We start from the raw sequence: 21,588 nt of genomic DNA, 5'->3' as shown, positions 1-21,588 counted from the left end.
TTGCCCGCCGTCTTTTTTACGCAATCCGGGGCCAAATGGCATAAGCGCGCCGCCACGCTGATCGGCTTGCTGATACTCGCCGGCTGCGCCACGCCACCCGCCCAGGTCACCCCACCACCCAACCCGCCCACGCCCGCCGCGGCGCTGACGTATCAGCCGGGCAGCTGGGCCGACCTGCCCGCCGCCAATGACGCCGATGTGGTCCATGGCTTTGCCGCATGGCGCAGCGGTTGCAGCAAGCTCACGCGCAGCGCGGTCTGGGCCGCATCGTGCAAGGCGGCGGCCAATGTCAGCCTGGATGCCAGCAGCGTACGCAGCTTTATGCAGACCTGGTTGCAGCCGTATGCGCTGCAAAACCCCGATGGCAGTCAGAACGGTCTGATCACCGGTTATTACGAACCGATTTATCCAGGCAGCACGCAACGCACCGCCAGGGCGACGGTGCCGGTATACGCGGTGCCGGACGATCTGATTACGGTGCAGCTCGATGACGTCTATCCGGAACTCAAGGGCAAACGTCTGCGCGGCCGTCTGCAGGGCAAGAAACTGGTGTCTTATCCCGACGCCGCCACCATCGGTGCCAGCGGCCTTAATACCGCACCCGTGCTGGCGTGGCTGGAAAATCCGATGGATTTGCAGTTTCTGCAGATTCAGGGCTCGGGGCGGGTCCGGCTGGCCGATGGCTCGCAACTGCGGCTGGCTTATGCCGACCAGAATGGCCGACCGTACAAGCCGATCGGCCGCTGGCTGATCGAACAGAATGAACTCAAGTCGGGCGAAGTCAGCATGCAAGCCATACGCGCCTGGGCGCAGCAGCACCCAGACCGGATTAACCAGTTGCTCGGCAGCAATCCGAGCTATGTGTTTTTCCGCGCTTTGCCCCCCGCCAACGAAGGCCCGCAAGGCGCGCTGGCGGTGCCGTTGACGGCGGGCTATTCGGTGGCGATCGATCCGAAAGCCGTGCCGCTAGGCAGCATGTTATGGCTGGCGACCACCCGCCCGGACAACGGTGCGCCCTTGCAAGGGCCGGTGGCGGCGCAGGATACCGGCGGCGCCATTAACGGCAATGTGCGGGCAGATTTGTTCTGGGGCACCGGCGATGCCGCGGGCGAGCTGGCGGGCAAGACAAAGCAAACTGGCAAGATCTGGTTGCTGTGGCCCAAAGGGGCGGCCTTGCCGCTCGCGCCTGCGGTTAACTGATCAACCAGCGGTGCATCGACAGGCGCGTTGCCCGTTTGGGCAATGCGCCTCCAGGTCGGATGCGCCCCCGTCCCGGCGGGCTGCAAGCGCGCACGCGCACATCAAACGGCGCGGCCAGCTTGACCGTCGCGCCCGCCCTGGGCAAGATTAACGCCACTTTTCCAACTGCTCACGCACCCTTCTTTCAAAATGGCATTTCACTCCAACGAAATCTGGCTCGAATGGCGATGGCGTCGCTGGTAAACCCGGCCGCAAGCCCATTGCATTGTTCATCCCATTGATTCGTTCGGAGTTGCATCATGCTCACGCGTGACCAGTTTGCAGCGCTCGCTGCGCAAGGCTACAACCGTATTCCCGTCGTTCTTGAACTGTTTGCTGATCTCGATACCCCGCTGTCGGTGTATCTGAAGCTGGCCAACAAGCCGTATTCCTATTTGCTGGAATCGGTGGTCGGCGGCGAGCGGTTTGGTCGTTATTCCTTTATCGGCCTGCCCGCGCGCACTCGCCTCAGCGTCAAAGGCGAGCACGTCGACGTCATCCATAACGGCCAGATCGTGGAACAACACGACGGCAACCCGCTCGACTTTATCCATAACTATCAAGGCCGCTTCAAGGCCGCAGTGCCTAGCGGCATGCCACGTTTTATGGGCGGCCTGGTCGGCTATTTTGGCTACGAGACCATCCGCTTTATCGAACGCAAACTGGCGCATGTCGAAAAGCCTGATGTGATCGGCGCGCCCGATATCCAGTTGCTGCTGTCCGAAGAACTGGCGGTGGTGGATAACCTGTCCGGCAAGCTGTTGCTGGTGGTATATGCCGATCCGGCCCAGCCCGAAGCGTATGACAAAGCCGAAGCGCGCCTGTGGGAACTGCGCATGAAGTTGCGCGAACCGGCGCCGATGCCGCTGCAAGGCCCGGCTGAACGCGTGACCACGCCCAATTCCGAATTCGGCGAAACCGCCTTCAAAGCCGCCGTGCTCAAGGCCAAGGATTACATCACCGACGGCGACATCATGCAGGTGGTGCTGTCGCAACGCATGCAACTGCCGTTCAGTGAATCGCCGCTGTCTTTGTATCGCGCGCTGCGTTCGCTCAATCCGTCGCCGTATATGTTTTTCTATCACTTCGACGATATGCATATCGTCGGAGCCTCCCCGGAAATCCTGGTGCGACTGGAAGGCGAAACCGTGACGGTGCGCCCGATTGCTGGCACCCGCCCGCGCGGCAAAACGCGCGAAGAAGATGTGGCGCTGGCGGCCGAGCTGCTGGCCGATCCCAAAGAAATTGCCGAACACGTGATGTTGATGGATCTGGGCCGCAACGACACCGGGCGCGTGGCAGAGACCGGCAGCGTCAAGGTGCAAGACCGTATGACCATCGAGCGCTATTCGCACGTGATGCATATCGTGTCCAGCGTTGAGGGCAAACTCAAAGCCGGCCTCAATGCCATCGATGTACTGAAGGCCACCTTTCCGGCGGGCACGGTATCGGGCGCATCCAAAGTACGCGCCATGGAAATCATTGACGAGCTGGAGCCCAGCAAACGCGGCATTTACGCCGGTGCGGTGGGTTATCTCGGCTTTAATGGCGATATGGATGTGGCGATTGCGCTGCGCACCGCCGTAGTCAAGAACGACACGCTGTATATGCAGGCCGGTGCCGGCATCGTGGCCGATTCTGTGCCTGAGAGCGAATGGCAAGAAACGCTGAACAAAGCTCGCGCCGTGCTGCGTGCCGCTGAGCTGGTGCAACGCGGGCTGGACGCATGATGGGTCGTGCCGCTTTGCACAGCGCACGATGGCGGGCCTGCGCCTGATGCCGCCCGCCACATCCGCGCGATGTGGCGCTTGCCCGCAGTCGGCCCGCGCCGACTTGCCCCGTTCCGGAATTTGCTATTGAGGTGACCAGCCATGCTGCTGATGATCGACAACTACGACTCGTTTACTTACAACCTGGTGCAATACTTTGGCGAACTGAAACAAGACGTTGTGGTACACCGCAACGACGAAATCAGCATTGCGCAGATTGAAGAACTCGACCCGAAATACATCGTCGTCTCGCCCGGCCCGTGTTTTCCGCACGAAGCCGGTATCTCCATCGACGCTATCAAACACTTTGCCGGCAAAAAGCCGATCATGGGCGTTTGCCTTGGCCACCAGGCCATCGGCGAAGCCTTTGGCGGCAAGATTGTGCATGCCAAATCCTTGATGCACGGCAAGACCTCGCCAGTGACACATACCGACAAGGGCATGTTCCACCAACTGCCCTCGCCGTTTACTGCCACGCGCTATCACTCGCTGGTGATCGAACGCGACAGCCTGCCGGATAGCCTGGAAGTGACCGCCTGGACCGAAGACGGCGAAATCATGGGCGTGCGTCACAAAACACTGCCGATTGAAGGCGTGCAGTTTCACCCCGAATCCATCCTGACCGAGCACGGCCATCAAATGCTGCAAAACTTCCTGCGTGAATGGGCCTGACGCCTGCCATCGCGTCATCCCTCACCCCCACCAGGACAACAACCATGATTACCGTACAGACCGCGCTTAACCGCCTGATTGATAACAACGAATTGTTCTACGACGAAATGCTGCATCTGATGCGGCAAATCATGTCGGGCGAAATGCCACCGGTGCAGATCGCGGCATTGCTGATGGGCTTGCGCACCAAGGTGGAGTCGGTCTCGGAAATTGCCGCGGCCGCCACCGTCATGCGCGAATTTGCCACGCCGGTCGCCGTGCAGGACCGCAGCCATCTGGTCGATATTGTTGGCACCGGCGGCGACAAAGCCCACACCTTCAATATCTCGACCACCGCTATGTTTGTTACCGCCGCCGCCGGGGCCCGCGTTGCCAAGCACGGCAATCGCGCGGTGTCGTCCAGCAGCGGCAGCGCTGACGTACTGGAAAAACTGGGCCTGCGCCTGGATTTGACGCCCGGCCAGGTGGCACGCTGTATCGACGAAGTGGGCGCTGGCTTTATGTTTGCGCCCAATCATCACAGCTCAATGAAGCATGTGGCCGCGGTGCGCAAAGAAATGGGCGTGCGCACCATCTTTAATATTCTTGGCCCGCTGACCAATCCGGCCCAGGCCGATAACCAGCTGATGGGCGTGTTCCACCCCGATCTGGTCGGCATTCAAGCGCGGGTGTTACGCCAGTTGGGTGGCAAACATGCGCTGATCGTGCATGGCAAAGACGGCCTCGACGAAATCAGCCTGTGCGACCGCACGCTGGTGGCCGAGCTGAAAGACGGCCAGATCACTGAATTTGAATTTGATCCACGCGAGCTCGGTTTTGCCTTCTGCCAACCGGCCGAACTGCAAGCGCACAGCGCCGAGCATTCGCGCAGCATCGTGCTGGCGGTATTGGACAATCAGGCCGGGCCGTGCCGCGACATCGTGCAGCTGAATGCGGGCGCCGCCATCTATGCCGCCAACGTCACCAGCACGCTGGCCGATGGCATCAAGCTGGCTGGCGAGACCCTGGCCAGCGGCAAAGCGCGCGCCAGACTGGACCAACTGGTCACGTTTACTCAGCAGTTTTCTACTCAGGCCGAGGCATAACCATGTCGGACATCCTTAATAAAATTCTCGCCACCAAGGCAGAAGAAATCGCCGTTGCGCGCAAGGCCATCCCGCTGGCCAGCATACGTGCAGAAGCCGAAGCCAACCGCGACCTGCGCGATTTTGTGGGCGCCATCCACGCAAAGCACGCGCAGCAACACGCAGGCGTGATCGCCGAAATCAAAAAGGCCAGCCCTTCCAAAGGCATTATCCGTCCGGACTTTGACCCGGCCGCCATCGCCGCCACTTACGCCAGCCATGGCGCGGCGTGTTTGTCGGTACTGACAGATGTCGAATATTTCCAGGGCCACGCCGATTACCTCAAGGCCGCCCGCGCCGCCTGCACGCTGCCCGCGCTGCGCAAAGACTTTATGGTCGACGAATATCAGGTGTTTGAGGCGCGCGCGTGGGGGGCAGATTGCATTTTGCTGATCGCCGCCGCGCTGACCTTGTCGCAAATGCAGGACCTGGAAGCAACTGCCCATGCATTGGGTATGGCGGTGCTGGTTGAGGTACACAACGGCGCGGAACTGGAACAGGCGCAGCAACTAAAAACGCCGCTGATGGGCATCAACAACCGCAATCTGCGCACGTTTGAAGTTACGCTGCAAACAACCATCGGCTTGCTGGCCCATATCGATCGTGATCGCACCGTGGTGACCGAGAGCGGCATCGTGACACCGGATGACGTGGCTTTGATGCGCCAGCACAATGTGCACAGTTTTCTGGTGGGCGAAACGTTTATGCGCGCCGCCGATCCAGGCCAGGCCCTGCAGACCCTGTTCTTCTAAGCGCGGCACCGGGCCGGCCCGTAAGCCTTCCAGGTGGAAGGCCGATTGGGTCCTGGCCCGGCTGGATGCGGCTTACGCGGCATCAGCGCGCTGCCAGGCGTAAACGATTCCGCCGCTGATCGCCCGCGTTTTAACGGAATTTGCAAAAATTTGAAGTCTGCCTATTGATGAATCTCCCCTAAGGAGATTTGTATGAAACGGACCCTGATCGCAATCGCACTGGCAAGCAGCGGCGCGGCACACGCCGATATTCTGACTTTTGATGACTACGATGGCAGCGGCACCTATCCCATCTACAACACCCTGACGATTTCCGGTCTCGGCCTGTTTTATTCCGGCGATCTCGCGTCCGCGCCCTTGCCCGACGGCACCAGCAAAGCGCTGGAAGGCACCGCCCCAATCACCGGCAGCATCACCTCGCAATTCGGTTTTATTTTTAATGGCGCGTACATTGCCGGCCTGTTTTCGGACGGCTATCCGCTCAATGCCAATTGGGTTGGCATTTCCGGCTACTACAACGGCCAGTTTGTGGGCGCTGTCGACATCCATCCCTATGACAGCTTCGCATGGACCGCCGGGATAGATGGCGTGGTCAACCAACTGGTGTTTGAATCCACACCTTCCACGCAAATTGCGCGCGGCTGGTTGCTCGATGCCATCAACTACAGTCTGACGCCGGTGCCAGAACCGGAAACATGGGCGTTGGCGCTGGTTGGACTGGTCGGTGTGGCGGGCAGATACCGCGCGCAGGCCAGGCGCAAACCCGCACTCGCTTGAGCAGTTCCAAACACAAAACCCCGCTGCGGCGGGGTTTTGCATGACTTGCTCATTGCGCGACAGCAGGCTCAGGCCGGATTGGTCACCACTTGCTCGTCTGCGCGCTGCGGGGCCGACAGCGCCCACACACTATTGGATTGGCCATGCTGCAAACGCAAGCGGGTCAGCTTGGCCAACCACAAGAAGCCGGCGCCCAGCACCACCCCGATGGCATCCACGCTAAACACTTGCCATTGCCCATGCCACGGCGTGATCAGCATGTGATCGCCGGTTGCCAGACCGTTGGCCACGGGAATCAATAAGGTAACTACGCCCGCCACCCGCAACAGCATGATGGCAGCCAGCGCGGGCGGCCGCACAAAGGCAAAGATCACGGCCAGGGCAAAGCTGCCATAGGCGGCGATGCGTTCCCACTGCGGAATATCCAGTGCATGGGCGGCAAAGCCCGCTTGCGTGGCGACAAAGGCGGCGGAAATACCGATGCAGGTGCCGATGCAGATGCCCACCGTGGCCTGCGCCATGCGATAGCTCGACGTAGTCTGGCGGCCCTGACGACGTTTGCGGCGCGACTCCACCCACAGCAGATTGCCGGAATAGAACAGGAAGGCCCCGCCAAGACCGAGGATAAAGTACAGCCACTTGACCAGATACGCGCCATAGCTGCCGAAATGCAGGCTGTACATGCCGGACATGGTGGCGTGGTTGGCGTCCCGCTCGCGCGCCACCTGGGCGTCGGTGATGACGCCGTCGGCCATGCGAATGCCGATATTGCCGTATGGCGCCAGCGAACGATCGCTATCACCCCGTACCGCCATTTCGGCATTGGCGTCGCCGTAATTCAGGATGGTGAGCGAGGTCGGTTCAAAGCCGGGGGCGCGGGCTTCGGCCTTCTTTAGCAATACATCGAGCGGCAACATCGGCGCGGCCTTGTTGGCAGGCTGTACTTCGCCGATCACGTCGAGCGCCATATTGACCTTGGGCTCAAGTTTGCCGTCAAAGCCGAGCGTATTGAAGCCTGCCAGCAGCAGTGCATACAGGCAGAACACCGCCCCGGTAATCGCAAAAATCAGATGGAACGGCAGGCTGACCACGCCAATCAGGTTATGTGTGTCTTGCCACAATTTCTTGATGTTTTTGCCGGGGCGCAGCGCGAGCAAGTCTTTGGTCAAGCGCGGCAAATGAATGATCACCCCCGACACCAGAGCCAGCCCGTACAACACGCTGACCACGCCCATAAAATACAGGCCGCCGCTGCTGATGCCGAGCGAGTAATGCACCGCGTTCACAAAACTGGTCAGATCCGCGCGCTGGCCGCCTTCCGGGCTGTTCAGCGTGGCGAGCGAGGCGTTGGACCAGGCTTTTTTCTTCAGGTCGTACCACCAGGCCACGTAGGGGCCGCCGGTTTCGGCGGGCAGTTGCAGACTGATGCGCGACTTGATCTCGGGATGCACGGCAATAACGCGCTCGATCAAGCGCTCGCCATCTTGCGTGGTTTCCTGCACCGCCACGCGCGATGCCGGATCTTGCCAGGCGCGAATATCATCCTGAAACACCGTGATGGCGCCAGCATAAAACGCAACGAACAAGGCAAAGCCAGCCAGCAAGCCGGTCCACGAATGCAGTGCGGTGTACAGACGCAGGGTCAGCCCACTCAGCGAAGAAATCTCAGACCAACGCATGGCGCGTGCTCCACAAAACCAGATAAAACACCACGTTCAAACCCGCCAGCCCCAGCCAGACCCCCGCCGTGCGCTGCCAGCGCGCGCAGCCGATCATGATGCCGATCCACAAGGGAAAGAAAAATGCCACCGCAGGCACCAGCAAAGCCGGCCACGGGGCGGGCCACACGCGCATGATTGCGCTGACCAGGGCAATGCAGAAAGTCAGGCCCAGCGTCGCTCCCGCCGCCACACGTACCCACATCATGATGCGACTCCCTTACGGCTGAACAAGGCCAGTACGGGCAGCGACAAGATGCTGAGCATGGCGCTGGCCAACCAGCCGCACACACCGGCACCCAAGCCATCCAGCAATATCCACAACGCGGCTGCCGGCAGCAAAAACCCGGCGGCCAACCAGCGCTGACTGCGCGGCAAAGGCACGCTGCGCAAGCGTTGGTTGGGCGAAGTCATATAAAGCAGTGCCATCCCTAGCCAGGTCAGGCCCAGTGCAAACAATTTGATCATTCGGTCGACTGTTTGTTATTGGTCGGGCGGAACACCCGTTCTGAATGCCGCAGTTTATTTGATAACCGTTATCATTTCCATCTCATTTTTATGCTCGCCACTGACATGGTCGGTGGCCGCCTGACACACTTTGCGCTACCCTGCAGCGCATCGTCAGCCAAGGAAGCCAGTCCATGATTATTCAGAGTGCAAGCGTCGATCTGCAAACCCCAAGCGGTGTCATGCGCACCTATGTGCATCGCCCCAAAACCGACGGCAAAGTCCCCGCCATCCTGTTTTATTCCGAGATTTTTCAGCAGACCGGCCCGATTGAGCGCGCCGCACGGTTTCTGGCCGGGCACGGTTACGCCGTGCTGGTGCCCGAGGTATTTCATGAACTGAATCCCATCGGCACGGTACTGGCATATGACGACGCGGGCCGCGACAAAGGCAACGCCGACAAGATGGCCAAAGATGTACAGGGCTATGACAGTGACAACCGCGCCATGATCGAATGGCTGGGCCAGCAAGACTGGTACGACGGCAAACTCGGCGCCATGGGTTTCTGCATCGGCGGCCATCTGGCCTTCCGCGCTGCGCTGCAGCCCGAAGTGCGCGCCACCGCCTGCTTCTATGCCACTGACCTGCACTCGCAAGTCATCCCCAATCAACCGGGCCAGCACAGCATGGAACGCCTGGCCGATATCGGTGGCGAACTGCTGATGCTGTGGGGCAAGCAAGATCCGCATATTCCGGCGGCGGGCCGCGCGCAGGTTTACCAGCAACTGGTGGCGGGCGAGCGCAACTTTACCTGGCATGAAGTAAACGGCCAGCATGCTTTTATGCGTGACGAAGGTGATCGTTACGATGCGCAACTGGCCAGCATCGGCTACCAACTGGCATTTGATCTGTTTGACCGCAATCTGCGCATCGGCTGATTGCGCTGCTGGATGACACGTTAAAGGCGGCCCGGACGATGTTCCGGGCCGTTTTTATTGAAATTATCAAAATATTCTGACCGATAGTCGGAATCTACTGCAGATGAGGCTAAATACAATTTCTATTGTTGAGAATGATTCGCAATAATGCATGGACCCGGTTTTGTATACAGGCAGATTGCCATGACCACGCTTATTCTCGACTTCGGCCAGCGACTGTCGCAGCCCTCCACCCCCGTCTGGCGCCGCCGGCACAGCCTGTACGCGCTTGCCGCCTTGCTGCTGATGGTTGCCTTTTACGCGCTCACCGCCCACACCCTGCGCGCTGGCTGGATCGCCGGTGCCGGTGTGGCGCTGGCAACCAGCCTCGGCGCCATCCCTGTGGCTTTTGCCCGCAAATTACCCGCCTGGCTGGCGGATGGTTTGATGCTGGTGGGTAGCGGTCTGATGGCAACTGTGGCATTGGCATGGGTAATCCCCGCGGCTTATCTGGGCATGAGCAAGTTGTTAACCGCACCGCGCGAGGCCGCGTATGCCGTCGCTACCGTGGTGTTGCTTGGCGCCATGGTGTTCGGGCGCTGGCAAGCGAGTGCCGAGAAAATTGCTGCTGCCACCTCGGGCAATCGCGAGCAACTCGGCCTGTTGCTGTTTGCCCTTGCCATCACGTTGCATAACTTGCCCGAAGGTCTGGCCGCCGGTATTTCGCTGGCGGGCCACGGTGCAGGCCTCACCTTGGGCATTGGCCTGCAGGATGTACCGGAAGGTTTTGCGGTCGCCACTGCCCTCTGGCGCGCGGGCTTGAGTCCGAGCAAGGCCGCGCTCGGCGGCGTGATCAGCGGCTTGGTTGAATGGGTCGGCGCTTTACTGGGTGCCGCAGCGGTGTCGGTTGCGGTGAGTCTGTTGCCGGTACTGACCGCGCTGGCCGCGGGTGCCATGCTGTGGGTGATCGGCAAAGATGCCTGGCCACGTTTGCGCCAGGGTCGCTTGCGGGATGGGGTCTACCTGGTGTTGGGGATTGCGCTGGCGCTGGCGGTGCAAGGCTGAGGCGCGCTCAAGCCGAAGTATGCAAGACCGAGCCGCGTTGATACGCGTCGTAGCCGGTCTGTTCACCGTCGGCCGAGACCACGGTCAAGGCCACCGTGGTATCCGGGTTTTTCTTCACGCTGATCCAGCCGCCACTGCCCTGGTTAAGTAGCGCAATCGCCGCCTGTAGATTGCTGCCACGGCCGCCAGACGCATCCGCCTGTGCCTGTTCCGTCGGCGTGGCGGGCGGCAGGCGTGACGTTGCTGGCGTGTCGGTCTTGCTGGAGGGCGGCTGGTAAGCCAGCGCCTCGGCCTGAAGACTCGCCGGGGTGTAAGTGAGCGCCGGGCTGCTGGTGGCGTTTAACATGGCAGCAAAAAAACCTGTAATTATCAAATATGGCTGTAAGGCCTGACGGCGATTTTAATCGCGCCTGCTTCCACTTGCCAGCCCCCGTTGTTGTTTCAAACCGCCGCCTGGCGGCCACAACCGCCGCCGCAGTAACGCGGCGTATATCCGAGCTGCGCTTACAGCGTCCAGCTCCATATTCCCACCCGCCTGTCGCTATATTTATGTCATGCTGTCGCCCGAACTGAGCGCCCAGAGCCATGATCGATAGCCATTTGATTGCCTGCCACGAGTGTGACCTGTTGCTGCAGCCGCCCCAGCTTGCGCCAGGGGCAGTCGCGTGCTGTCCCCGCTGCGGCGCTACCCTCTATCGTGAAATCAAACACGGGCATGAACGGGTGCTCGCTTTTGCACTGGCGGCGGTGGTGCTGTATCTGCTGGCCAACTGTTTTCCGATCATGTCGCTGGAAATCTCCGGCACGCGGGTGTCGTGCACGCTGATCGGGGCGGCCCAGGCGCTGTGGAATCAGGGCATTCAGACGCTCTCCATCCTGGTGATGGCCACCAGCGTTATCGTGCCCGGCCTGCAATTGCTGATCCTGCTCTATCTGTTAATCCCCTTGCAGCTACGACGCATGCCACCCTATGTGCCCGAGCTGTTGCGCACGCTACAACTGCTGCGGCCGTGGAGCATGATCGAGGTATTCATGTTGGGCATCCTGGTGTCGCTGTCCAAGCTGGCGGCCATGGCGCAGGTTATCCCCGGCATTGCGCTGTGGTCGTTTGCCGTGCTGATGTTCATGATGACGGCGGTGTTTGCCGCCTTTGATGCGCGCCGGGTGTGGCGCATGTTGCCGGTGCTGCAATGAGGCTCTGTCATGGATAAAACACCGCTTACCGCCAGCCGCGCCGGCCTGCTTAATTGCCATGCCTGCGGCCTGCTCAGCCGCCCCACCGCGCACGAAGCCAAGCGCTGTCCGCGTTGTGGCGCGCATCTGCATAGCCGCAAGCCGGATAGCATTACCCGCACCTGGGCGCTGCTGGCGGCGGCTTTTATTCTGTATATCCCGGCCAATTTGCTGCCGGTGATGCACACCTCGTCGATTCTGTACGCCGAAGACGACACCATCATGAGCGGCGTGATTTATCTGTGGACCTCCGGTTCCTGGCCGCTGGCCATTCTGGTGTTCTGTGCCAGCATTACCGTACCGCTGGCCAAGCTGATTGCGCTGACCACGCTCAACTGGTCGGTGCAGCGCAGCAGCCGCTGGAAACAGCAAGAGCGCGCCAGATTGTATCGACTGGTCGAACTGGTCGGACGCTGGTCCATGCTGGATATCTTTGTTGTGGCGTTGATGGTGGGGCTGGTGCATTTCCGCTCGCTGGCCACCATCACCGCCGGCCCTGGCGCGATCGCGTTCGGGGCGGTTGTGGTGATTACCATGTTTGCCGCCATGACCTTTGATCCACGTTTGATCTGGGACCCCGAGAATAATCAAGATGAATGATCCCCAAACACCCGTGCCGCCGCCTGAAGCGGCGCCCGCCCCGGCCGCTGGCGCGCAAGGCCCGGTCATTCCGCCCGATGTGCCCGTGGCCCGCGTCAAGCCGCCGCGGCGTTGGCCGTCGCTGGTGTGGCTGATTCCGATCGTGGCGGCGCTGGCCGGTGGCTTTATCGCCGTGCGCGCCATCATGCAACATGGCCCGAGCGTCACCATTACCTTTGAAAGCGCCGAGGGTCTGGAAGCCAACAAGACCAAGATCAAATACAAGGATGTCGATATCGGCAGCGTCACGGCCGTGGCGCTGACCAAAGACCGTAAGCACATTCAGGTGACGGCAGAACTGTCGCATAACACCGATGATCTGCTGGGCAAGGACACCCGCTTCTGGGTCGTGCGGCCGCGCATTGCGGGCGGCTCGGTCAGCGGCCTGGGCACCTTGTTGTCCGGCGCTTATATCGGCATCGACCCGGCACGCACGGCGGGCGATGAGCGCGACTTTACCGGGCTGGAATCGCCGCCCGTGGTCACTGCCAACCAGTCCGGCCGCGAATTTATCCTGCATGCCGACGATATGGGCTCGCTCGATATCGCCTCACCGCTGTTCTTTCGGCGCATCCAGGTGGGCGAAGTCACGGCCTATTCACTCGACAAGAACGGCCAGGGCGTCACTGTCAAAGTGTTTGTCCATGCGCCGTTTGACCAGTACGTCACCAGCAATACCCGCTTCTGGCACGCCAGCGGCATCGACGTCACCATGGATTCGGGTGGCCTCAAGGTCGATACCCAGTCGCTGGCCTCGATCGCCATCGGCGGTATTGCCTTCCAGGCGCCGCCGGATCAACCGGTCGCGCCGCGCGCCACGTCGGATAGCTCGTTCCGACTCTCGGCTGACCGCAATGCCGCAATGAAAGAGCCGGACCGGGAACGCACGCCGTTCGTGTTGTACTTTAAAGAATCGCTGCGTGGTCTGGCGGTGGGTGCGCCGGTTGATTTCCGTGGCATTACCATCGGCGAGGTCAAAGCGATCAATGTCGAACTGGTGCGCAAAACGCGTGAACTGTTGATGCCGGTCACCATTGATCTGTATCCGGGCCGCTTGCGCTCCCGCATCAAGGATCGCGCTCAGCCCGAAGAAGACGTCAATGCACAGAAGGTGCTGGATGCCATGGTGGCGCATGGTCTGCGCGCCCAATTGCGGACCGGCAATCTGATCACCGGGCAGCTGTATGTGGCGCTGGATTTCTTCCCTGGGGCACCGGAAAGCAAGATCGACTGGAAGCAGGACATTCCGGCCCTGCCGACCATGGCGGGTAGCTTGACGCAGTTGCAACAGACCATGATTTCGATCGCGAAAAAACTGGACAGCCTGCCGCTGGAATCGATGGGTCAGCAAGCCGACAAGGCCTTGCACAACATCAACACCACGCTGGATAACACCAATGTATTGATCAAGCGGCTGGATGGCGAGATTTCGGCACTGTCGCCGGAAGCGCGCGCCACGCTCAAAGACGCACAAACCGCCATCGACGCCGCGCGCAAAACGCTGCAGCCCGATGCGCCGGTGCAGCAGAACCTGCAAGACACGCTGCAAGAAGTGTCGAAAGCCGCGCAATCCATCCGCGATCTGTCTGACTATCTGAGTCGCCACCCCGAAGCCTTGATCCGGGGCAAAAAGGAAGACCAACCATGATGCGCCTGCCCGCCCTGTTTGCGCCCGCCTCGCTGCTGGCCGCCGCGCTGACCCTGACTGCGTGCGGCTCGGCACCGCCTGATCATTTTTATGCGCTTAATCCGGTCGACCCGGCGACGCCCGCACCCACGCTCGCCAACAAACCGGTGCTGGCCATCAGCTCGGTCAGCGTGCCGGGCGCGGTGGATCGGCCCCAGCTGGCAATCAGCGAAGCCGATAACAGCGTGAGCCTGCTGGAACATCAGCGCTGGGTGTCGCCGCTTAAAGCCCAGATCGGCAGCGCGCTGGCACTCGATTTATCGCGTCGGCTGGATGGCGGCGTGGTCACGGCCTGGCCCCAGGTGCCGCCAGCGGGTACGGCCCTTACCGTCAATGTCGGGGTGCAGCGTTTTGAATCGCGCCCCGGCACCAGCGCCACGCTGGAGGCAGTCTGGCAATTACTGGACGACCAGGGCAAGCCGCTGCAAAGCGGGCGCAATCTGATCGTCGAACCCACTCAGGGCACCGACTACGTAGCACTGGCCGCCGCACATGAACGCGCGGTGGGTAAGCTGGCGGACCAGATTGCCGCTGCCGTACGCGCCGCACCGCCGCAAATGCCGGCCCTTGCACCCGCGCCGGGCGCCGCGTCGGCGCCAGCAAGCGTCAACCCATAAACCGCCGCCGGTAACAGCGGCCTTGAAGCGCCAGCGCACGCCCCCACGTGAGGGGCGTATGCGATGGCGTTCACAGCCGGCGCGTATGGCGTCAGCCCACATCAGACGGCGGGCGTTAACAAGGCAAGCACATCGGGCGATCAGCGCCCTGGAGGTAACACGATGCGTTGGATGAACAGTGTGTTGTTTGCGGTGATGGCGACGGTGGCCACGCTGGCGTTGGCATTACCGACGCAAAAAGACGTGCAGGCCGCGGTGCAGCAAGGCAACTACACCCAGGCCCAGCAATTGATGCAGCAAGTGGTTGCGGCCAAGCCAGGCAGCGCCAAAGCGCATTACATCTATGCCGAAATCCTGGCGCATAACGGTCAGTTTGAAGACGCAACGGCGCAAGCGTTACAGGCCAAACAGCTCGATCCCAAAATCACCTTTACCGATCCGCAGAAGTTTCGCCATTTTGAAGCGCTGCTGCTGAACTCGACGCAAAAAGCGCCGACCGCGCCCGCGGCCAACCGCGCGCCGCAAAGCACCATCGTCAACGCCCCTGCGGCCCCGGCGCCACAAGCGTATACAGCACCGGCTGAGCCGCAGGAAAAAAATAGCGGCCTCAGCTGGGCCGCCATCGGCCTGATCGTGATTGCTGCCATCGCCATCTTCATGATGGTGCGACGTCGGCGCCAGGCTGCGGTGGTTTATCCGGCAGGCGGCTATGGCCCGGCTGGCAACTATGGCGCCAACGGCTACGGGCCGACCGGCAACGGCGGTGGATATGGCGCCGGCCCCACCGTGGTCAATCAGGGTGGTAGCGGCCTCGGCACCGGTATCGCAGCAGGCGTGGGCGGCTTTGCCGCTGGCATGTTGGCGGAAGAACTGCTAAGCCGTCATAACGGCGGCGGCGAGCGCATCGTCGAAAACAACACCTACATCACCGAGAACAACCCCGCGCCTGGCGCTTATGGCAGCGATGCCGACCAGCAACTGCGCAATGACCAGATCGACTTCGGGAATGGCAGCGACTGGGACAGCGGTGGCGGCGACAGCGGGGGTGGTTTTGATAGCGGCAGTAGCGACGACAACTGGTAAGCCGCCCTCATCTTCTGATCATCGCGGGAGCAAAACGGCATGCGCACACAGCAACAGTGGTTTGATGGCTATAGCGCAGTGCATCAGCACCCGCGCAATGTGGCTTTGCATTGGTTGTGCGTGCCGTTGATTTTATGGAGTGCGGTGACCTGGCTAACCCTGGCACCGCTGGCGGTATTGGCGACGGCCGTGGTTCTGGCCGTCGCTTTTTATTGCACGCTGTCAGCGCCCATTGCCAGCAGCATGCTGGCGTGGCTACTCGCCAATATTGCGCTCAGCCACATGCTGATTACGGCACAAGGCGCGCGCCGCGCCGCGGTCATTGCGCTGGTGGTGTTTGTTATTGCGTGGGTCGGGCAGTTTATCGGCCATGCCATCGAGGGCCGCAAGCCCTCGTTTTTGACTGATCTGGCGTATTTGCTGGTGGGTCCGGCGTGGCTGATGCACAAGCTGCTGCGTCGCAGCGGGCTTTATCACAAAGACACCGCCGTCGACGAAGTCACGCCCTAGCCGCGGTTACTGCCGGGCCAGCGCGCTGCGCAAGGCGGCGGCAACTTGCTGCACTTGCTCCGCCCCCACTTGCCAATGCGTAACCAGACGCATCAAGCCAGCATCGGGCGGATTCGCTTTGACGCCGTGTTCAGCCATGGCCTCAACCAGGGCGGCGCCGTCGACTTCATGCGCAAAGCGGAAAAACACCATATTGATATCCAGCGCTTGTTGATCCACCAGCACACCCGGAATCTCGGCCACCAGCCGCGCCAGCAATTGCGCGTTGTGGTGGTCATCGATCAGCCGTGCGCTCATTTCGTTGAGTGCCAGCAGCCCCGGCGCCGCCAGCACACCCACCTGGCGCAGGCCGCCGCCCATTAATTTGCGCTTTTTGCGGGCGATCTCGATAAATTCGCGGCTGCCTACCAGCATCGAACCAATCGGCGCAGCCAGCCCTTTGCTCAGGCAGAACATGGCGCTGTCGGCGTACTGGGCAATTTCACGCGCTGGCACTTGCAAATGCGCGGCGGCATTAAAGATGCGGGCACCGTCCAGATGCACCGGCAGGCCCGCCTCCTGGGCGGTCTGCCACACGGCCTGCATTGCGTCGAGGCCCACAACGTGGCCGCTGGAGTACGCGTTCTCCACGCAGATCAGCGCGGTGCGCGGCAGATGGATATCACCGGACGGCCGAATGCGCGCTTTGATCGCCGCCGGTGTCAGTACGCCTTTGGGAGCGGGAATCGGGCGCAGATTTACGCCAGCGATCACCGCCGCAGCGCCGACTTCGTGCCAGACAATGTGGCTGTCTTCGCCCGCGATGACTTCATCGCCCTGCTGACAATGCGTAAACAACGCCAACTGGTTGCCAAAGGTGCCGGACGGCACAAACAGCGCCGCTTCTTTGCCCAGACGTTCGGCCGAGGCACGTTCGAGTTCTGCGGTGGTCGGGTCATCGCCATACACATCGTCGCCCACTTCGGCCGCTTGCATAACGGCACGCATGGCCGGGGTGGGATGGGTAACGGTATCGCTGCGGACGTCGATCCAGGACATAGGGTTTGCTCCGTGTGGGTATCGCTGCGCAGTTTACCTGCGTTGCCGCACGGATGTGGACTGCCGCGCGCTATGCCGTGTGTAACTGCCGCAGCAAGGCAGCGACCACATCAGCCTCAGGAATATGATTGACACCGCGTTCGTCGCGCAGGCACACGGCGCGTTCGCTCATGGGCGCCCATTCGGTCACCAGCGTGCTGCCAAACACCACCACCTGCGGAATATCCAGCGCCGCAGCCATATGCATGATGCCGCCATCGCCAACCAGCACCAGATCCATATCACTGAGTGCGGCCATGAATTCACCCAGCGACGGCGTATCCAGCACCTCGGCGGGCACCGGCATGGCTGCGGCCAGATCAGCCGCCTTGGGTCGGTCATTACCCAGCCAGCAAACATGCACCTGCAGCGGCACCTGCTCGGCCAAGGTGCCGATGATGTTAATCAGTCGCGCGGTATCAAGGCGGGCATCGGCGCGGTTATTGGTGGCGGAAATCAGCAAGCGCACGGGCTCATCGGCGCGGCGCGGCTGGGTGCGGGTCAGCGGGCCAGGTGGCACCCGGAACACCCGGCGCACATCGTCAAAGCGTGGAAAACGGCTGGCATCGACGACGGCATTCGGCTCAAACACCCGCAGGATGTATTGGGCGTGGCGCATCTGCCGCATTGCCGGAATATCAAATTGCACCGGCTGGCTGACCAGGCGGCCATGCCAGTTGTCTTCAACATAAGCAATGGTGGGCGCGCCCAGCACCCCAAACAGGATGTGATCCACCTTGCGCGGCTCCAGCCCGCACACCACCAGATCAAATTGCTTGCGATAGCCCCAGCCATACCGCAGCACGGCCAGATATTTTTTCTTGCCGACAAAATCCGGCATCACCACCACGTGGTCGCACAAATGCAGCAGGTACGGTGCCAGCTCACGATTGCGCCACGCCAGGAACGCAGTAATTTCGGCCTGCGGATAGCGCTTGCGCACGGCGGCGAACAAGGGCCAGTTGCAGATCAGCGTTCCGATGTGGGTGTGGCTAAAGATTGCGATTTTCATGCGCGGCGGAATTTCGATCGGTGAAAGTTACGGAGGCGGCAAATCTTAGCATTTGCGCCCCGCAAAATTCTCAGAACCTATGTATCCGCCTTACAACTTGCAAAGAATTCACACACGCGCCGCGCCAGAACGCACGAAGGCCCGCAAATTCAATACCTTGCGGGCCTTGGCTTTGGTACTCAGGCTGTGGCTGTCTTACAACGCGTTCAGATCAATCTCGCCCACGTGGTTGAATACATGGTCCGGCTTATACGGAAAATGCTCGATCGATTCGCGCGTACTCACGCCCGACAGCACCAGCGCGGTGGTCATGCCGGCTTCCATGCCGCCAACAATATCGGTGTCCATGCGGTCGCCCACCATCACCGCGTTGTCCGGATGCACGCCCAGTTTGCGCGTGGCCAGCGTCATCATCAGCGCGTTGGGTTTGCCCACGATATACGGCTTTTTGCCGGTGGCAGCGGCAATGGCGGCCAGGATGGTGCCGGCAGCGGGTTCGTTGCCGCCTTCGACCGGATCGATCATGTCCGGGTTGGTGCCGATAAATTTGGCACCGCCGTCAATCAGGCGCACGGCTTTTTTCATTTGCTCAAAGGTGAAACTGGTGCTCTTGGCCACCACCACATAGTCCGGGTTCGATTCCGAAATCGAATAGCCCACGTTGTAGAGCTCGTTGATCAGACCACCGCCCCCAACCACATACACGGTGGCGCGTTCCTTTTGATTTTTAAGGAACATCGCCGTGGCCATGGCGCTGGTAATAAAGTTGTCTTCGGTCAAACCCTTGATGCCCAGATGCTCCAGCTTGAGTTTCAGATCGAGCGGCGTTTGTTCGGCATTGTTGGTCAGAAACAGAAACGGGGCGTCGGCCGCCAGCAGGCGATCGACAAATTCGGTGGCGCCCGGGATCAATTGCTTGCCCCGATAAATCACGCCGTCCATATCTGAAATGATGCTTTTAGTCATGGTCTTTCCGTTCAGAGATACAGGCAGGATGCGGGCCAGGCCCGGATTGCAGACAGCATGACGTGAAAGCGTGGGCATCTGCAAGCGGCTCGCAGCTTTGCCGCCACACTGGCATGATGCGCGCATGACTCAAGAAACTCCGGCAACACCGCTTCCCCCCTTCAGCGGCCTGACCCCCGATTGCGTACTCGACGCCATCGAAGCCATCGGTCTGGCCGTGGATGGCCGTCAGCTCGCGCTCAACAGTTTTGAGAATCGGGTTTATCAGATCGGAATCGACGACGGTCCGATGGTGGTCGCCAAGTTCTATCGCCCGGCCCGCTGGAGCGACGCCGCCATACTCGAAGAACACGCCTACAGCGCAGAACTGGCGGCGGCCGAAATCCCCGTAGTAGCGCCCATGCATATCAACGGGCGCACGCTGCATGAGCACGCTGGCTATCGCTTTGCCGTGTTTGCACGCCGCGGCGGCCGCGCGCCCGAGCTGGACGACTTTGAAGTACTGGAATGGCTGGGGCGCTTTATGGGCCGCATCCATGCCATCGGCCAGCTCAAACCGTTTGCCGCGCGCCCGGCGATCAATCCGGAAACCTTTGGCACGGCGCCGCGCAATTGGTTATTGCAAAACAACTTTATTCCGCCCGATTTGTTAGCCGCGTGGGAAAGTGTCAGCGCCCAGGCGCTGGAAGGCGTGCAGCGTTGTTTTGAGCGTGCCGGTGACGTCAGCGCCATCCGGCTGCACGGCGATTGCCACGCTGGCAACGTGCTGTGGACGCCCGATGGTCCGCATTTTGTCGACTTTGACGACTGCCGCAGTGGCCCCGCCCTGCAGGATTTGTGGATGATGCTGTCAGGCGAACGCCAGGATATGGCCTTGCAACTGGATGCCGTGCTGGAAGGCTACGAATCGTTCTGCGATTTCAACCCGCGCGAATTACATCTGCTCGAAGCCTTGCGCACCTTGCGCCTGATTCATTACAGCGCGTGGCTGGCGCAACGCTGGCAAGACCCGGCCTTTCCGGCGGCGTTTCCCTGGTTTAATTCGCAGCGTTACTGGCAAGACCGCGTGCTGGAATTACGCGAACAAATCGCCCTGATGGATGAGCCGCCGCTGGCGCGTCCCGGTTATTAATATTGCCCTTCAAATAACATCGACAAAGACCGATGCGCAAACTACTCGCCTTGCTGCTGTTGATTAGTACGCCCGCATGGGCGGAGCCGCCCCCTTATCGGCTGGGTGCCGATGACCTGGCGGTGGTGATTAATCGCAATGACCCGTACTCGCAAGAAATCGGCGCCTATTACGCCAAAGCGCATGAGATCCCGCCGGAAAACGTGATCGAAATCGATCTGCCGGTCAAAGCCGAGATCAGCGCGGCCGAACTGGAAAAAGCGCGCACGCAGCTGAACAACCGGCTGGGCCACAATATCGAAGCGCTGGCGCTGGCGTGGACGCAACCGTGGCGCGTGTCCTGCCAGTCCATTACCTCGGCATTCACACTGGGACTGGCGCCGAACGTCTGCCAGAACAGTTGCGCGCCCACGCCACCATCGCCCTATTTCAACAGCCCCAGCGTGCGGCCGTGGCAAGAAGTCGGCTTGCGTCCGAGCATGTTGCTGGCCGCCGACAATATCGCCCAGGCGCGCGCCATGATCGACCGGGGCGTAAGCGCATGGGGCACACAACCGCGCGCCAATGCATGGTTTGTGCAGACCACGGACAAAGTGCGTAGCGTGCGCGCGGCGCTGTTTCCACGCGACCAATACGTGGGCGCGCTCAAGCTCACGGTGCATCGCCTGCAAGCCGAATCGATCCGCAATCAAAAAGACGTGATGCTGTACGAAACCGGCCGCGTCAGTGTGGATGATCTGGACACCGTGGGCTTTCTGCCCGGCGCGCTGGCCGACCATCTGACCTCGTTCGGCGGGGTGATTACCGGCCAGAACAGCCAGATGTCCATCCTGCGCTGGATTGATGCGGGCGCCACCGCCAGCTATGGCACCGTGAGCGAACCCTGCAGCCATCCGCAGAAATTTCCGCATCCACAAGTTTTGCTGGCGCATTACGCGGCTGGGGCGACTGCGGTGGAAGCCTATTGGAAAAGCGTGGCCTGGCCCGCTCAGGGGTTGTTTGTGGGTGATCCACTGGCCGCGCCCTACCGGCGCCTGAGCGCATTCAAATAAGCCAGGCCAATGCCATCCGCATAAAAATGCTTGCGGTGGGCAGGCATGCTTATGGCATCATCGCGCACTAGACCGATCGACTACATTTTGCGAGATAGAC

The 21,588-nt window shown here is 60.9% G+C and carries 23 protein-coding genes; 16 read left to right on the top strand and 7 right to left on the bottom strand.

The features are described 5' to 3' along the window. From mltA to ACYQ1A_RS01790, 6 genes are all read left to right on the top strand, one after another. Complete coding sequence (mltA, locus tag ACYQ1A_RS01815) at window positions 1–1,200, top strand: murein transglycosylase A (protein WP_499359713.1); 1,200 nt, start codon at window positions 1–3, stop codon at window positions 1,198–1,200. A 299-nt stretch (window positions 1,201–1,499) separates the two neighbouring features. Further along, window positions 1,500–2,969 (top strand): anthranilate synthase component I, encoded by a 1,470-nt coding sequence (gene trpE / locus ACYQ1A_RS01810; protein ID WP_499359712.1) that lies wholly within the window; start codon window positions 1,500–1,502, stop codon window positions 2,967–2,969. 141 nt (window positions 2,970–3,110) lie between these two features. Beyond that, a complete protein-coding gene (locus ACYQ1A_RS01805; RefSeq protein ID WP_499359710.1) occupies window positions 3,111–3,680 on the top strand; it encodes an anthranilate synthase component II in 570 nt (189 codons plus the stop codon). 44 nt (window positions 3,681–3,724) lie between these two features. Beyond that, the gene (trpD, locus tag ACYQ1A_RS01800; RefSeq protein WP_499359708.1) at window positions 3,725–4,765 is read left to right on the top strand and encodes an anthranilate phosphoribosyltransferase; all 1,041 of its coding nucleotides are present in this window, start codon (window positions 3,725–3,727) and stop codon (window positions 4,763–4,765) included. Window positions 4,766–4,767: 2 nt separating this feature from the next. Next, the gene (trpC, locus tag ACYQ1A_RS01795) at window positions 4,768–5,556 is read left to right on the top strand and encodes an indole-3-glycerol phosphate synthase TrpC (protein ID WP_499359706.1); all 789 of its coding nucleotides are present in this window, start codon (window positions 4,768–4,770) and stop codon (window positions 5,554–5,556) included. Between the two features lie 192 nt (window positions 5,557–5,748). Beyond that, a complete protein-coding gene (locus ACYQ1A_RS01790; RefSeq protein ID WP_499359704.1) occupies window positions 5,749–6,333 on the top strand; it encodes a PEP-CTERM sorting domain-containing protein in 585 nt (194 codons plus the stop codon). A gap of 68 nt (window positions 6,334–6,401) precedes the next feature. On the opposite strand, the gene ACYQ1A_RS01785 is transcribed toward ACYQ1A_RS01790, so the two are convergent. The 3 genes from ACYQ1A_RS01785 to ACYQ1A_RS01775 are packed head-to-tail and all read right to left on the bottom strand — an operon-like array spanning window position 6,402 to window position 8,519. After that, window positions 6,402–8,012, bottom strand: a complete 1,611-nt coding sequence (locus tag ACYQ1A_RS01785) for a PepSY-associated TM helix domain-containing protein (RefSeq protein WP_499359702.1) — start codon at window positions 8,010–8,012, stop codon at window positions 6,402–6,404. Beyond that, window positions 7,999–8,259, bottom strand: coding sequence for a hypothetical protein (locus ACYQ1A_RS01780; protein WP_499359700.1), 261 nt, complete (start codon window positions 8,257–8,259; stop codon window positions 7,999–8,001). Before ACYQ1A_RS01780 ends, ACYQ1A_RS01785 begins: the two co-directional genes overlap by 14 nt. Then, window positions 8,256–8,519 carry a hypothetical protein gene (locus ACYQ1A_RS01775; protein WP_499359698.1) on the bottom strand — a complete coding sequence of 88 codons (264 nt, stop codon included), beginning with the start codon at window positions 8,517–8,519 and terminating at the stop codon, window positions 8,256–8,258. Before ACYQ1A_RS01775 ends, ACYQ1A_RS01780 begins: the two co-directional genes overlap by 4 nt. 173 nt (window positions 8,520–8,692) lie before the next feature. Here ACYQ1A_RS01775 and ACYQ1A_RS01770 point away from each other — a divergent pair, with 173 nt between their 5' ends. Together ACYQ1A_RS01770 and ACYQ1A_RS01765 are read left to right on the top strand one after the other, a co-directional pair. After that, a complete protein-coding gene (locus ACYQ1A_RS01770; RefSeq protein WP_499359695.1) occupies window positions 8,693–9,436 on the top strand; it encodes a dienelactone hydrolase family protein in 744 nt (247 codons plus the stop codon). Window positions 9,437–9,619: 183 nt separating this feature from the next. Then, on the top strand, window positions 9,620–10,480 hold the full coding sequence (locus tag ACYQ1A_RS01765) for a ZIP family metal transporter (RefSeq protein WP_499359693.1): 861 nt from the start codon (window positions 9,620–9,622) through the stop codon (window positions 10,478–10,480). Window positions 10,481–10,487: 7 nt separating this feature from the next. Here the strand turns inward: ACYQ1A_RS01765 and ACYQ1A_RS01760 are convergent, their stop codons facing one another. Further along, window positions 10,488–10,826: a hypothetical protein gene (locus ACYQ1A_RS01760; RefSeq protein ID WP_499359692.1), complete on the bottom strand. Its 339-nt coding sequence runs from the start codon at window positions 10,824–10,826 to the stop codon at window positions 10,488–10,490. Window positions 10,827–11,203: 377 nt separating this feature from the next. Here ACYQ1A_RS01760 and ACYQ1A_RS01755 point away from each other — a divergent pair, with 377 nt between their 5' ends. The 6 genes from ACYQ1A_RS01755 to ACYQ1A_RS01730 all read left to right on the top strand — a co-directional run bounded on the left by ACYQ1A_RS01755 (window position 11,204) and on the right by ACYQ1A_RS01730 (window position 16,249). Beyond that, window positions 11,204–11,674, top strand: a complete 471-nt coding sequence (locus ACYQ1A_RS01755) for a paraquat-inducible protein A (RefSeq protein WP_499359690.1) — start codon at window positions 11,204–11,206, stop codon at window positions 11,672–11,674. 9 nt (window positions 11,675–11,683) lie between these two features. After that, window positions 11,684–12,313, top strand: coding sequence for a paraquat-inducible protein A (locus ACYQ1A_RS01750; protein ID WP_499359688.1), 630 nt, complete (start codon window positions 11,684–11,686; stop codon window positions 12,311–12,313). Further along, complete coding sequence (locus ACYQ1A_RS01745; protein ID WP_499359686.1) at window positions 12,306–14,000, top strand: PqiB family protein; 1,695 nt, start codon at window positions 12,306–12,308, stop codon at window positions 13,998–14,000. Before ACYQ1A_RS01750 ends, ACYQ1A_RS01745 begins: the two co-directional genes overlap by 8 nt. Then, entirely contained in the window at window positions 13,997–14,656 is a 660-nt protein-coding gene (locus tag ACYQ1A_RS01740; protein WP_499359684.1) for a PqiC family protein, read from the top strand. The genes ACYQ1A_RS01745 and ACYQ1A_RS01740 overlap by 4 nt, the downstream gene beginning before the upstream one ends. Window positions 14,657–14,818: 162 nt before the next feature. Further along, window positions 14,819–15,739 carry a tetratricopeptide repeat protein gene (locus ACYQ1A_RS01735; protein WP_499359682.1) on the top strand — a complete coding sequence of 307 codons (921 nt, stop codon included), beginning with the start codon at window positions 14,819–14,821 and terminating at the stop codon, window positions 15,737–15,739. 39 nt (window positions 15,740–15,778) lie between these two features. After that, entirely contained in the window at window positions 15,779–16,249 is a 471-nt protein-coding gene (locus ACYQ1A_RS01730) for an Mpo1 family 2-hydroxy fatty acid dioxygenase (protein ID WP_499359680.1), read from the top strand. A gap of 6 nt (window positions 16,250–16,255) precedes the next feature. Here the strand turns inward: ACYQ1A_RS01730 and ltaE are convergent, their stop codons facing one another. From ltaE to ACYQ1A_RS01715, 3 genes are all read right to left on the bottom strand, one after another. Beyond that, window positions 16,256–17,287 (bottom strand): low-specificity L-threonine aldolase, encoded by a 1,032-nt coding sequence (gene ltaE, locus ACYQ1A_RS01725; RefSeq protein WP_499359678.1) that lies wholly within the window; start codon window positions 17,285–17,287, stop codon window positions 16,256–16,258. Between the two features lie 70 nt (window positions 17,288–17,357). Continuing rightward, window positions 17,358–18,338, bottom strand: coding sequence for a glycosyltransferase family 9 protein (locus ACYQ1A_RS01720; RefSeq protein WP_499359676.1), 981 nt, complete (start codon window positions 18,336–18,338; stop codon window positions 17,358–17,360). Window positions 18,339–18,533: 195 nt separating this feature from the next. Then, a complete protein-coding gene (locus tag ACYQ1A_RS01715) occupies window positions 18,534–19,304 on the bottom strand; it encodes an HAD-IIA family hydrolase (RefSeq protein WP_499359674.1) in 771 nt (256 codons plus the stop codon). A gap of 124 nt (window positions 19,305–19,428) precedes the next feature. Here ACYQ1A_RS01715 and ACYQ1A_RS01710 point away from each other — a divergent pair, with 124 nt between their 5' ends. Both ACYQ1A_RS01710 and ACYQ1A_RS01705 read left to right on the top strand, forming a co-directional pair. Then, window positions 19,429–20,436, top strand: a complete 1,008-nt coding sequence (locus tag ACYQ1A_RS01710; RefSeq protein ID WP_062224699.1) for a serine/threonine protein kinase — start codon at window positions 19,429–19,431, stop codon at window positions 20,434–20,436. A 32-nt stretch (window positions 20,437–20,468) separates the two neighbouring features. Then, a complete protein-coding gene (locus ACYQ1A_RS01705; protein ID WP_499359672.1) occupies window positions 20,469–21,488 on the top strand; it encodes a TIGR03790 family protein in 1,020 nt (339 codons plus the stop codon). The last annotated feature ends 100 nt before the right edge of the window (window positions 21,489–21,588 follow it).

It is taken from the genome of Silvimonas sp. JCM 19000 (assembly GCF_054652575.1).
This window is presented reverse-complemented; position numbering and strand designations above follow the sequence as displayed.